This is a genomic window from Cereibacter sp. Soil_C_27 (assembly GCF_057657095.1).
Window position 1 is genome coordinate 263919 of the sequence record NZ_JBDGJD010000003.1, and the last position, 12529, is coordinate 276447.

Here is a 12529-nt window from a genome sequence, read left to right on the forward strand (position 1 = left end):
GAGCATCCCTCCGGGCCGTCGTTCGTTACAGCGTCCCCTTGCCGATCTCGGATGCGATGTGATCGGCTTGGCGGATCGCCAGTGCCACGATGGTCAGTGTCGGATTCTCTGCAGCGCCCGTGGTGAACTGGCTGCCGTCCGACACGAAGAGGTTGGCGATGTCGTGGCTCTGCCCCCACTTGTTCACCACGCCCAGCCGGGGATCTTCCGACATGCGGTTGGTGCCGAGGTTGTGGGTTGAAGGATACGGCGGCGTCGGCAGGACCCGCGTCGCCCCCATTGCCTCGTAGATCGCCATGCCCTGCCTGTAGGCATGGTTGCGCATCGCGACGTCGTTGGGGTGGTCGCTGAAATGAACATCCGGCGCGGGCTGGCCGAACTGGTCCTTCACCGCATGGTTCAGGGTGATGCGGTTGGTCTCCTGCGGCATGTCCTCGCCCACGATCCACATCCCGGCGGTGTTCTCGTAGCTGTCGAGCGCCGTGGTGAACTCGCGCCCCCAGGCACCGGGGTCGAGGAAGGCCGCCATGAAGGGCAGTCCCAGCGCCAGCGTCTCCAACTCGTAGCCGCCCGAGAAGCCGCGCGAGGGATCGTGGCGCGCCTCGTCCTGCATGATCCCGGCCATGGTCGTGCCGCGCCACATCTTCACCGGCTTGTCGAAGATGCCATAGACCGACCCCGTCACATGCCGCATGTAGTTGCGCCCCACCTGCCCCGAGGAATTCGCGAGCCCGTTGGGATACATCTCCGAAGCCGAGTTCAGCAGCAGCCGCGGGCTTTCGATGGAATTGCCCGCCACGCAGACGATCCGCGCCTTCTGCGTCTTCTCGGCCCCGTCCTTGTCGACATAGGTGACGCCCGTCACCTTGCCGCCCGCGTCATGCTCGATGCGGATCGCATGCGACCGCTCGCGCACCTCCAGATTGCCGGTCGCCTCGCCCGCCGGGATGTCGGTATAGGCGGCCGACCATTTGGCGCCCCATTTGCAGCCTTGGAAGCAGAAGCCGGTCTGCTGGCACGCGTTGCGCCCGTCGCGCTCGGCGCTGTTGATCGCCATGCGCCCGGTATGCACGTCCTTGTAGCCCACGGCCTTGGCGCCCGCCTCGAAGACCTTGAAGTTGTTGTTGCCCGGCAGGCCCGCGCGGTCGCCGGTGCGGGTCACGCCCAGCTTCTCCTCGGCCTTCTCATACCACGGCGCCATCTCGGCCAGATCGACCGGCCAGTCGAGCAGGTTTGCCCCGGCGATCGGGCCATAGGTGGTCGCCGCCTTGAACTCGTGCTCCTGAAACCGCAGCGAGGCCCCGGCCCAATGGGTCGTCGTGCCGCCCACTGCCTTGACGATCCAGGCGGGCAGGCCCGAGAAATCCCTGGCCACCCGCCAGTCGCCCGAGGTGGTGCGCGGGTCGAGCCAGGCGAGCTGGCCGAAGCTGTCCCATTCGTCGTTGATGAAATCCTCGGGCAGATAACGCCCGCCCGCCTCCAGCGAGACGACCGAGATGCCCTTCTGCGCCAGCTCGTTTGCGAGAACCCCGCCCCCCGCGCCGGTGCCCACGATGACGACCACGGTGTCGTCGTTCAGATCGAACGGTGCTGCCATGACGTCCTCCCTCAGATCCAGCTGATGTCGTCGAAGCCGCGGTGGACATAGCCACCGTGGCTGAAGCTCTCGCCCTCGTAGCCGAACAGTGGCCAGACGGCCTTCTGGTTGTAGAGGCCGGTCACCAACCCGCCGCGCACGGTCTGGAAGAAGTCGCTCTCCTCCATGCCGCGCAGCAGGTCCACCCGGTCGCGCTCCCAAGCGGTCCCGAGATAGCTCGCGTTGCCCTTGCCAATGGCGGCAGCGTTCAGCGCGGCCACGCCCGTCTCGACCATCTCGGCCTTGTCGGCGGCGTCATAGCCCTTCACCGCGATGGCGTAGAACTCGTCGGCGATGCGGTCATGCGGATAGATGTCGCGCGCCATCTGGATCAGCGTCGCCATGGTCTCGGGTTTCAGCGTCGTGACTTCCAGCGCCCAGGCGGCGGATCGGCCCGCCACATAGCCGGTCCCGATCATCAGGGTGGCGCCCGCCGCGACGCTGCGCGAAAGAAGCGCGCGCCGCGTGAGCGTGCTGCGGTCGTTCAGTGCCATTCTTGTCTCCTCCCATCGTCATTGCTCGCTCGCGCTGGCCGGACCGGGACGGACCGTCAGCGATAGCGTCCGTGCTTCTGCAGCACCTCGATCTGGTAGCCGTCAGGGTCCTGCACGAAGAAGAAGCGGGCCAGCAGCGCGCCGTCGCGGTTGAATTCCACGATCTTGCGGGGGTTCAGCCCCTCCTGCGTGAAGCGGGCGTGTTCCGCATCGAGATCCTCGACGCAGAAGGCGAGATGGCCGTAGCCATCGCCAAGCGCATAGGGCTCCGTGCGGCCCTTGTTCACCGTCAGCTCCAGCTCGAAATCCGCCGCGTCGTTGCGCAGGTAGATCAGGGTGAAGCTGTCGAAGTCGAAACGGTCCGCCGGCGTCAGCCCGAAGGCCGTGCCGTAGAACCTCGTTGCGCGTTCCTCCTCCAGAACGCGGATCATGCTGTGGATCGCCTTTGCCACCCCTTGCCTCCGATTGTCTCCGATCGGGTCAGCGTGACAGAGCGTCGCAGGGCGCTGGTAGTAATCGCCTACTACGGGCCGCTTATTCCGCCGCGAGCCCCATCGGCGTGCGGCGCTGGTGGATCAGGCAGGTGCAGCGCAGGAGCGAGGTGAAATTCTCCACCTCGCCCGCATGGATCAGCACCTCGGAATGCAGCTTCGACACGAAGGCGGGGGTGGAGATCCCCTCCCCCCGCGCGATGTCGTCGAGGATGTCCCAGAACAGCCGCTCCAGCCGGATGCTGGTGCTCTGGCCGTTCAGTCGCAGTCGGCGGGTGATCGGGCGATACCCGCCCGGGTCCTGCTGGGCGAAGATCTGGCACATGGTCGTTCCTCCCGGTTCGTGCCGACAGCTTCGCCTGCGGATCGTGCTTTGCAAACAGTCCATTGGTGGCAGGCCCGGGCTGCTTGCCGCAACGTCAACCACACTCTTCCCGATTGCGTGAAGCCTTGGTGAATGGTCTAGTCACCGCCAGTCGCGCGTCCGGGAGGGGCCGTGCGGTCGCAGCGCCATTTCGGGAGGATACTATGGCACTAACCAACAGGCTCGCCGGCCTTGCTGCCGGCGTCGTTTTCGCAGCGTCCGGGGCTTCGGCGCAGGGCTATCCGGAACAGTCGATCACCATGGTGGTCCCATTTGCCGCGGGTGGGCCGACCGATACCGTCGCCCGTCTGATAGCGGAGAAGATGTCGGCCGATCTCGGCCAGCAGATCATCGTCGAGAACGTCGGCGGCGCCGGCGGCACGCTGGGTGCCGGCCGCGTGGCCGAAGCCGAGCCGGATGGCTACACGATGCTGCTGGCCCATATCGGCATGGCCACCAGCGCCACGCTGTACCGCAGCCTCGCCTATGACACGCTGAACGCCTTCGACTATGTCGGCCTCGTCACCGAGGTGCCGATGACCGTCATCGCAAGGCAGGATTTCGAGCCGAGCGACTTCGCCTCGATGATCGAATACGTGAAGGCCAACAAGGACACGGTGACGCTGGCCAATGCCGGGATCGGCGCGGCCTCGCATCTCTGCGGCATGATGCTGATGAGCGCGCTCGACGTGCCGCTGGTCACCGTGCCCTACAAGGGCACCGGCCCGGCGATGACCGATCTTCTGGGCGGTCAGGTCGATCTGATGTGCGACCAGACCACCAACACGACGAAGCAGATCCAGGGCAGCACCGTGAAGGCCTATGCCGTCACCTCGCCCGAGCGGCTGGAGATCTTCCCCGAACTGCCGACCGCCATCGAAGGCGGCCTCGACGGGTTCGAGGTGATGATCTGGCACGGCATCTACACGCCGAAGGGCACCCCCGCCGAGGTGAACCAGCGCCTGTCGGAGTCGCTGCAGAAGGCGCTCGCCGATGCCGACATCGCCACCCGCTTCGCCGAACTGGGCACCGAACCCTCGCCCGCCGAGGATGCGACCCCCGAGGCGCTGAAGACCAAGCTCGAGTCCGAGATCGCCCGCTGGAAGCCGGTGATCGAGGCCGCGGGCGTCTACGCCGACTGAGCCTCGCCGCCCCGCCGACAGGTTCGGCGGGGCAGACTTCCGGCGCGCAGCAGCGGGTTGCCCATGAAAGACACCAAATTCGACAAGACCGACGCGGCCGCCGGGGCATTGTTCATCTTCTGCGGCCTGTTCTTCGGCGCGCAGTCGCTGTCGCTGGATCTCGGCACCGCCTTCCGCATGGGTCCGGGGTATTTCCCGCTGATCCTGTCCGGCGTGCTGATCCTCCTCGGGATGATCGTGCTGTTCGGCGCGATGAAGGCCGAGAACGAGCCGATGGGCGAGCATGCCTGGCGCGGCCTCCTGTTCATCCTGCCGGCGCCGATCTTCTTCGGGCTGACGGTGCGCGGCCTCGGCTTCGTGCCCTCGATCTTCCTCACCACGCTGATCGCCGCTTTCGCCTCGCTGAAGATGAAGCCCTTCGCGGCGGTTCTGCTGGCGGTGGCGGTCACGATCTTCTCGACGCTGGTGTTCAGCTACGCCCTCGGCCTGCCCTTCCGCCGCTTCGGCCCCTGGCTGCCGTTCTGAAAGGATCGCCTTCGTGGATCTGCTCTCCAACCTCGGCCTCGGCTTCGCCACCGCGGCCTCGCCCGAGAACCTGCTGTTTTGCCTGATCGGCGTCATGCTCGGCACGCTGATCGGTGTGCTGCCCGGCATCGGCGCGACGGCAACCATCGCCATGCTCCTGCCGATCACCTTCCAGCTGGAGCCGGTCTCCTCGCTGATCATGCTCTCCGGCATCTACTACGGCGCGCAATACGGCGGCTCGACCACGGCGATCCTGATCAACATGCCGGGCGAATCCTCCTCGGCGGTGACGGCGATCGACGGCTACCAGCTGGCGCGGCAGGGCAAGGCGGGCACGGCGCTGGCCATCGCCGCGCTGGGGTCGTTCTTCGCCGGGACTGTCGCGACCTTCCTCGTCGCGCTGCTCGCGCCGCCCCTGACCGTCATCGCGCTGCAATTCGGCGCGGCGGAATATTTCTCGCTGATGGTGCTCGGCCTCGTCGCCTCCATCGCGCTGGCGCATGGCTCGGTGGTCAAGGCGCTGGCCATGGTGGTGCTGGGTCTGCTTCTGGGCCTCGTTGGCACCGACATCTACACCGGCACGCCGCGCTTCACGCTGGGCATCCGCGAATATGCCGACGGGCTGAACTTCGTCGCCCTCGCCGTCGGCGTCTTCGGCATCGCCGAGATCCTGCGCAATCTCGAGGGCGAGCATACCCGGACCATGGTCACCAACAAGGTCGGCTCGCTCTGGCCGTCCCGTGTCGACCTCAAGGCGATGGTCGCGCCGATGGTCCGCGGCACCGTGCTGGGCTCCGCGCTCGGCGTGCTGCCCGGCGGCGGGGCGATCCTCGCCTCCTTCGCCAGCTACTCGATGGAGAAACGCCTCTCCGACCGCCCGCAGGATTTCGGCAAGGGCGCCATCGCCGGGGTGGCCGGGCCAGAATCGGCCAACAACGCCGGCGCGCAGACCTCATTCATCCCGCTCCTGACGCTGGGCATCCCGGCCAATCCGGTCATGGCGCTGATGATCGGCGCCATGATCATCCAGGGCATCGTGCCGGGGCCGAACGTCGCCTCCGAGCAGCCTGCGCTGTTCTGGGGCATCATCGCCTCGATGTGGATCGGCAACCTGATGCTGGTGGTGCTGAACCTGCCGCTGATCGGCCTCTGGGTGAAGCTTCTGACCGTGCCCTACCATGTGCTCTTCCCGATCATCATGGCGATGTGCTCCATCGGGGTTTATTCGGTGAACTCCAACGCCTTCGACCTCTACGCCGTCGCCTTCTTCGGCCTCCTCGGCTACATCATGATGAAGCTGCGCTGCGAGCCCGCGCCCCTGCTTCTGGGCTTCGTGCTGGGGCCGATGCTGGAGGAAAACCTGCGCCGCGCGATGATCCTCGGGCGCGGCGATCCGACGACCTTCGTCACCCGGCCGATCAGCCTCGTGCTGCTGTTGATGGCGCTGGCGGTGCTGGTGGTCGTGCTGCTGCCGCAGGTGCGGCGCAAGCGCGAGCAGGTCTTTACCGAGGCCGACTAGAAGGCGCTGCGCATCACGAAAAGCGCCGACTGCGCCAGCGCATAGCCCATGCCGCCGACGATGACGACGGCGATGAAGGCGCTGGTGATCCCGCCGACGATCCAGAGCCCGTCGCGCTCCAGCACGCCGAGCGCGATGAGGCAGAGCGCGATGGAGGGCAGCATGTTGCCGAAGGGCACCGGCAGCACCAGCGTCAGCGACAGGAGCAGGCAGACGAGCCCGATCAGCCGCTGCGCCCCCGCCGAGGACAGGCCCAGCATCCGCTCGCGCAGCAGCCGCTCGGCCCGGGCCAGCCAGGGTGCGCCGCGCTTGACCAGCGTGGCGAAGGCGCTGCGCGCCATCGACCGGCGGGCGATGAACTGCGGCAGCCAAGGCGGACGCCCCATGACCATCTGCGCCGAGAGAAAGATCAGCGGCAGTCCAAGCACCCCGGCCAGACCGGGCGGGCTCGGCAGGATGTTGGGAAAGGCGAAGACGATCAGCAGCGCCCCGAACGCCCGGCCCTGCATCGCCTCCAGCAGATCGCCGAGCGAGATCCGCTCGCCCGGGCCGGCGGCAATGTCCTGCAGGATGGCCGAGAAGGGTTTCGGCGGCAGATCGTCCAGAAGCACCGGCATTCCGGGCTCAGGGCTGAGAAAATCGGTCCGGCTCATCACGACACTGCCTGTTCTTCGCGCCGCCTGACGCTCTCAGAGACCATAGACGATCGGAATGACGATTGCCGCAGCAATCCCCATCAGGATGTTCAACGGCACGCCGATCCGCATGAAATCGCCGAAGGTGTAGCCCCCCGGCCCGTAGACCAACAGATTGCACTGATACCCGATGGGCGTGGCAAAGCCGAAGGACGCCCCCAACATGACCGCCACGAGGATCGGCCGCGGATCGACCCCCAGACTCTGCGCCAGCCCGATGGCCACTGGCGTGACCACCACTGCAACGGCGTTGTTCGACAGCAGTTCCGTCAGGAAGGACGTCAGCGCATAGACGCAGAAGATCAGCAGCCACGGCGCCATGCCCACCAGCAGCGGCTCGGACGCCCCGACCAGCAGCTGCACCGCGCCCGATTGCTCCAGCCCCGCCCCCACGGCGATCATGCCGAAGAGCATCGCCAGCAGCCGCCCGTCGATCGAGGCGAAGGCCTCGTCGCTGTCGATGCAGCGCGTCACCAGCACCACGGCGACCCCGATGAAGGCGAGGATCTCGATCGGTGCCACCTCCAGCGAGGACAGAAGGATGATCGCCGCCAGCACCGACACGGCGATCGGTGCCTTCTTGCGGCGGAAGGCGCGCTCGGTCGGATGCGACAGGTCGGTCAGCTCCATGTCCTGCGCCAACCGCTGGATGTCGGAAGGCGCGCCCTCGACCAAGAGCGTATCGCCCACCGCCACCACCAGATCGTCGAGCTGGCGACCGATGTTCTGGTTCCGCCGATGCACCGCCAGCGGATAGACGCCGTAGCGCCGCCGCAGCCGCATCTGCCCCAGCGACCGCCCGATCATCCGGCAGCCGGGGGTGATCAGCACCTCCACCGTGTCGGTCGCGACCGAGGTCAGCTTGTCGACCATCTGCAGATCCTTGTGGTCCTGCAGGCTCAGCAGCTCCGACATCGGCGTGCGCAGCACCACCCGGTCGCCCGCCATCAGTTCCACCCCGGTCAGGTCGCGCCGCAGCGAGGCATCGCCGCGCAGCACGTCGATCACCATCGCCCCGCCACGGCGGAACAGATCGACCGACTCCAGCGGCTTGCCGATCAGCGAGGATCCCTCGGGCACCGCGACCTCGGTGAAGAACTTCATCTTCGAGCGGTTGGTCAGCATCGCCGTCATCGAGGGCCGGCTCGGCAGCAGCCAGTTGCCGAGCAGCCCGAGATAGACGAGCCCGACCAGCGCGATGGGCAGGCTGACCGGCGTGATCTCGAAGATCGAGAAGGGCTCCAGCCCCGCCGTGCGCGCAACGCCATCGACGACGAGGTTGGTCGAGGTGCCGACGAGGGTCAGCGTGCCTCCCATGATCGACAGATAGCTGAGCGGTATCAGCAGCTTTGAGGGCGCGATCCTCAGCTGTGCCGCCAGCTGGATGAAGACCGGCAGGAAGACCACGACGATGGGCGTGTTGTTCACCACCGCCGACATGCCGACGATCCCCACCGCCAGCACCGAAACCGTCGTGCGCGGGCGCGTCATCACATGCCGCGTCGCAAGCTGCGTCACCCAGTCGAGCGCCCCGGTCCGCACCAGCGACCCCACGACGATGAACATCGCGGCGATGGTCCAGGGCGCCGCGTTGGACATCACCTTCATCGCCTGATCCTGCGGCAGGATGCCCAGCACCAGCATCAGCGCCGCACCGATCAGCGCGGTCGCCTCGACCGGCAGGGTTTCGCGGATGAACAGCACCAGCATCCCGAGGATGATGCCGATCGCCACCCATGCCTCGACAGTCGGGGCGAGTTCCAATCCGGGCATATGCTCTCCTGCGCCGCCATCAGCGTCTGTCTATGCAGAATTTCGGGAATGTCAAAGCGCCTGTGGCGCCGCCGCCCGCGCAGGCTCCGTCCGGGTCAGAGGCGCTTGGCCGTGTCCCGCAGGGGAAACTCCAGCCGGCATTCCGTGCCGCCCGCCGGGTCGCGCCGGAACTGGATGCAGCCCTCCAGCTGTGCCGCGAACTGATGCGCGACCATCAGCCCGAGGCTGCGCGTGGCTTCGGGCGCAAAGCCCTCGGGCAGGCCGTTGCCATCGTCCGCCAGCGTCAGCACCCCGGTCTCCGCCCCGGCGGCCCGGCTGCGCTCCAGCGAGATCGTCAGGGTGCCGCGCTCGCGCCCGGCAAAGCCGTGCTCGATGGCGTTCATCAGCAGTTCGGTGGCGATCAGCCCCAGGGGCACCGTCTGGTCCGGCGTCACCGCGATGGGCACCGTCCGCGACTGCACGGTGATCCGGTCCTCGACACCCATCGCCCGGATCGTGTCTTGCGCCAGAGCGCCGATGAAGCCGCCCAGCTCCAGCTCCTGCTGTTCGGGGTCGTGCAGCCGCCGCTGCAGCCGCCCCACCACATCGAGCCGCGCCTGCGCCTCGCCCAAGGCCCGGCTCGCCACCGGGTCGGACATCTTGCGCGCCTGCAGCCCCAGCAGGGCCGAGACGGTGGTGAGGTTGTTCGAGACCCGGTGCTGCAGCTCCTGGAACATCAGCTCGCGCGCCTGCGCATGCCCGGTGCTGCGCTGCTCGGCCCGCTGCATCGCGCGCAGGGCGAGGTTCATCGCATGGACCAGCAGGATCTCGGTGGCGACGATGAAGATGTAGAAGCCCATCGCCACCGCCGAATTTCCGGTGATCGCCAGCGAATTGAACGGGCTGATGAAGAAATACCAGGAAGCCAGCCCGCAGGCGACGGCAAGCGCGGTGCCTGCCGCCACCCCGGCATAGAGCGTGGTGAGGATGACTGCCGGGAAGAAGGTCAGGAAGGGAAAACCCGGCGGCAGCGCGGGGTCGAGCCCGTAGCGCAGCCCGAAGGAGATGACGAAGGCACTCACGGCGAAGAGCGCGCAGAAGCGAGGACTCCGCTCGACCAGCGACAGGGCCGTGACGCGCCGCATCATCGACGGCCAGAAGCCGCCTTCTCTGTCCGCGACGAAGCCTGACTTGCTGTTCGTGCCGGTGCTCATGGATCTCTCGGGTGGGATTGGCGGCCTCTTGTATCGCGGGTAGCTGTCAACCGTAAGGGGGGTCAGGGCAGGTTGACAGTGGTCAAGCCCCTTCTGTGACCGTGGAAAAGCATTGACGCTGCGTCAGATACGGCCTGCCTTCCCATGGGAGCGACCCAGCGGCCCATTGACGCCAGCTTCGGTGCGGCAGCCGCCGGCCCATAGTGCGGCCCCGGGGGTGTCGGACCCGACCGGAGCGGGTTGGCAAGACCCGGAAAGCTCCCCGCCTCCCCGAAACGCCACCGCCTGCAAGCCGTTCCGCGTGCTGCGGGTCAAGGCAGACAACGCGGCGCCCGCCTGCGCGGTTCTCGGCTCTTTCGCACAGCAAGGGTGCGGCGGTGCAGATTGCGGCAGTGCAGCATAACGCTAAAATCAGTCTCCCGATCGGGCTGGCGCGACCTTGGCGCCCTGCCGGCACTGGCGCATCCCGCCAGCCGCAGCCTCCGGGCAGCACAACAGACATGATGGAGACCGAACATGCTGGATTTTGTGGTCACTGATCCCATCGCGAAGGCCCGGGCGACGATTGCCGAGATCGGCCAGCACAGCGATGCCGAACTGATCGAGGCCTGCCGGGTGCTGATGCAGCACGATCCCGCCGCCTATGCCCATCTCGGCGGCCTGATCGCCTTCCTCGGCACCGCGCGCGCCTGAAGCCTTCCACGACGCCCCCACCCCGCCCGCATCCGCCGGCACCTTATTGCCGGCAACGGTCGCACTCACGGAACCTCAGGCGCCGCTCGCTCGTTCGCCTTTGCGGCAGTATGCTCCGGACCGGCAACGGTCCGGGAGAGGACCCAGAGTTTCATGTCATCCAATAAAAGTGAGTGCGAGTATCTACTGCGCAGTACCGACTGGGCGGCCTCGCCTCTCGGACGGCAAGCCGACTGGCCAGCCGAGCTGAGAACTCTGGTCGGCGTGATGCTGGGGTCGGTGCAGCCGATGGTGGTCGTCTGGGGGCCGCAGAGGATCGCGCTCTACAATGACGGCTATGCCGCGATCTGCGGCGAGCGTCACCCCGCGGCCTTCGGCCTCGGCTTGGAAAAGATCTGGTTCGACGTCTGGGACAGGCTGGACCCGATCATGTCCGCCGCCTACGCCGGGCAGGGCACCTCGATGACCGATATCGAGCTGATCATCCATCGCAACGGCCAGCCCGAAGAGGTGCATTTCGCCTTCTCCTTCACTCCGGTCCGCAACGCCGATGCCGAGGTGCTCGGCATGTTCTGCGCCTGCACCGAGACCACCGCCGAGGTGAAGAAGCGCCGCGCCGCCCTCAGCCAGCGCGACCGCTTCATCCGGGTGTTCGAACTGTCGCCCGGCGGCATCGCCATGCTGAACGGCCCGCAGCACATCTTCGACTATGTCAACGAGGGCTACCTCGCCCTCATCGGCGCCAGCCGCGAGATCATCGGCAAGCCCGTGGCCGAGGCGGTGGCCGAGGTGGTGCAGCAGGGCTTCATCGAGCTGCTCGATGGCGTCTACCAGACCGGCGCCCCCTTCGCCGCCCGCGCCGTGCCCATCGCGCTGAACCGCGGCCCGGCGGGCGAGGTGCAGGACCGGCTGATCGACCTGACCTATCAGCCAATGACCAGCGACGAGGGCGAGATCATCGGCATCCTCGTGCAGGCGCAGGACGTGACCGACCGCCTTGCCGAGGAACGTCACCGCGAGCTGCTGGCGCACGAGCTCGGCCACCGGCTGAAGAACCAGCTGGCGATGGTGCAGGCCATCGCCTCGCAGACCCTGCGCGGCAGCGCCGACATGCGGACGGCGCGGCGCATGCTGTCGGAACGGCTCTCGGTGCTGGGCGAGGCGCATGACGCCATCGTGCGCGGCGGGGTCGGCGCCTCCAATGTCACCGACATCGTCGAGGGCATGTTGACGATCCACGACGATCCGGTGTCGCCGCGCGTCAGCGTCTCGGGCAACGACCTCAAGATCGGCTCGCGCCCGGCGCTTTCGCTGTCGCTGATCCTGCACGAGCTGGCCACCAACGCCCGGAAGCACGGGGCGCTGTCGCGCTGCGAAGGCCGCGTGGCACTCGACTGGCAGGTCACCCATTGCGGCCGGTGCTTCGAGCTGACCTGGGAGGAAAGCGGCGGCCCCCGCGTCACCGGCGCGCCGCTCGAAGGGGCGGGTGCGCGGCTGATCCGGGCCGGTCTGGCCGGAACCGCCGATTGCGAAGTGGTGCTCGACTACCGGCCCCACGGCCTGCGCTGCCACATCACCGGCGATCTCGCCACCTTCCAGAAGGAGCATTGAGGTGCGCGGAGCCGAGACGACGCTGCTGCTGGTGGAGGACGATGGGCTGATCCGGCTCGATCTGGCCGACCAGCTGTCCGATCTGGGCTTCATCGTGCTGCAGGCCAGCAATGCCGATCAGGCGCTGCTGGTGCTGGAGCGGCGCAGCGAGATCTCGGCGCTGCTGACCGACATCGACATGCCCGGCTCGATGAGCGGGCTCGGCCTAGCCGCCGTGGTGGCCGAGCGCTGGCCCGCCTGCAAGATCCTCGTGATCTCGGGCCGCCACGCCCCCGACCCCGAGTGCCTCGCGCGCGGCGCCTCCTTCATCGCCAAGCCCGTCACCGAGGCCGGGCTGCTGCGCGTGCTGCAGCGGATGGCGCTGATCGACTGAGGTATTGATGACTTTTGGTC

At 67.3% G+C, this 12529-nt stretch carries 13 protein-coding genes; 6 read left to right on the plus strand and 7 right to left on the minus strand.

Annotated elements, in window-relative coordinates; genetic code table 11:
* Positions 1-25: 25 nt before the first annotated feature.
* From AC3A5Z_RS13255 to AC3A5Z_RS13270, 4 genes are all read right to left on the minus strand, one after another.
* A complete protein-coding gene (locus AC3A5Z_RS13255) occupies positions 26-1597 on the minus strand; it encodes a GMC family oxidoreductase (RefSeq protein ID WP_487519818.1) in 1572 nt (523 codons plus the stop codon).
* An 11-nt stretch (positions 1598-1608) separates the two neighbouring features.
* Positions 1609-2130: a Twin-arginine translocation pathway signal gene (locus AC3A5Z_RS13260; RefSeq protein ID WP_487519819.1), complete on the minus strand. Its 522-nt coding sequence runs from the start codon at positions 2128-2130 to the stop codon at positions 1609-1611.
* A gap of 56 nt (positions 2131-2186) precedes the next feature.
* Positions 2187-2582, minus strand: coding sequence for a VOC family protein (locus AC3A5Z_RS13265; protein ID WP_487519820.1), 396 nt, complete (start codon positions 2580-2582; stop codon positions 2187-2189).
* Positions 2583-2664: 82 nt separating this feature from the next.
* Positions 2665-2946 (minus strand): ribbon-helix-helix domain-containing protein, encoded by a 282-nt coding sequence (locus tag AC3A5Z_RS13270; protein WP_487519821.1) that lies wholly within the window; start codon positions 2944-2946, stop codon positions 2665-2667.
* A 203-nt stretch (positions 2947-3149) separates the two neighbouring features.
* On the opposite strand from AC3A5Z_RS13270, the gene AC3A5Z_RS13275 reads away from it, so the two are divergent.
* The 3 genes from AC3A5Z_RS13275 to AC3A5Z_RS13285 all read left to right on the plus strand — a co-directional run bounded on the left by AC3A5Z_RS13275 (position 3150) and on the right by AC3A5Z_RS13285 (position 6171).
* Entirely contained in the window at positions 3150-4127 is a 978-nt protein-coding gene (locus AC3A5Z_RS13275) for a tripartite tricarboxylate transporter substrate-binding protein (RefSeq protein ID WP_487519822.1), read from the plus strand.
* 63 nt (positions 4128-4190) lie between these two features.
* Positions 4191-4652: a tripartite tricarboxylate transporter TctB family protein gene (locus AC3A5Z_RS13280; RefSeq protein ID WP_136793728.1), complete on the plus strand. Its 462-nt coding sequence runs from the start codon at positions 4191-4193 to the stop codon at positions 4650-4652.
* 13 nt (positions 4653-4665) lie between these two features.
* Positions 4666-6171, plus strand: coding sequence for a tripartite tricarboxylate transporter permease (locus AC3A5Z_RS13285; RefSeq protein ID WP_136793729.1), 1506 nt, complete (start codon positions 4666-4668; stop codon positions 6169-6171).
* Here AC3A5Z_RS13285 and AC3A5Z_RS13290 read toward each other — a convergent pair.
* From AC3A5Z_RS13290 to AC3A5Z_RS13300, 3 genes are all read right to left on the minus strand, one after another.
* Positions 6168-6824: an exopolysaccharide biosynthesis protein gene (locus tag AC3A5Z_RS13290; protein WP_487519823.1), complete on the minus strand. Its 657-nt coding sequence runs from the start codon at positions 6822-6824 to the stop codon at positions 6168-6170. The genes AC3A5Z_RS13285 and AC3A5Z_RS13290 overlap by 4 nt on opposite strands.
* Positions 6825-6860: 36 nt before the next feature.
* Entirely contained in the window at positions 6861-8639 is a 1779-nt protein-coding gene (locus AC3A5Z_RS13295; protein ID WP_487519824.1) for an SLC13 family permease, read from the minus strand.
* 95 nt (positions 8640-8734) lie between these two features.
* Positions 8735-9832, minus strand: coding sequence for a sensor histidine kinase (locus tag AC3A5Z_RS13300; protein WP_487519825.1), 1098 nt, complete (start codon positions 9830-9832; stop codon positions 8735-8737).
* Positions 9833-10348: 516 nt separating this feature from the next.
* On the opposite strand from AC3A5Z_RS13300, the gene AC3A5Z_RS13305 reads away from it, so the two are divergent.
* The 3 genes from AC3A5Z_RS13305 (at position 10349) to AC3A5Z_RS13315 (ending at position 12509) form a co-directional block, all read left to right on the plus strand.
* Positions 10349-10525: a hypothetical protein gene (locus tag AC3A5Z_RS13305; protein ID WP_487519826.1), complete on the plus strand. Its 177-nt coding sequence runs from the start codon at positions 10349-10351 to the stop codon at positions 10523-10525.
* Positions 10526-10678: 153 nt separating this feature from the next.
* Positions 10679-12136, plus strand: coding sequence for a sensor histidine kinase (locus tag AC3A5Z_RS13310; RefSeq protein ID WP_487519827.1), 1458 nt, complete (start codon positions 10679-10681; stop codon positions 12134-12136).
* A 1-nt stretch (position 12137) separates the two neighbouring features.
* Positions 12138-12509, plus strand: a complete 372-nt coding sequence (locus AC3A5Z_RS13315) for a response regulator (RefSeq protein ID WP_487519828.1) — start codon at positions 12138-12140, stop codon at positions 12507-12509.
* Positions 12510-12529 lie beyond the last annotated feature (20 nt).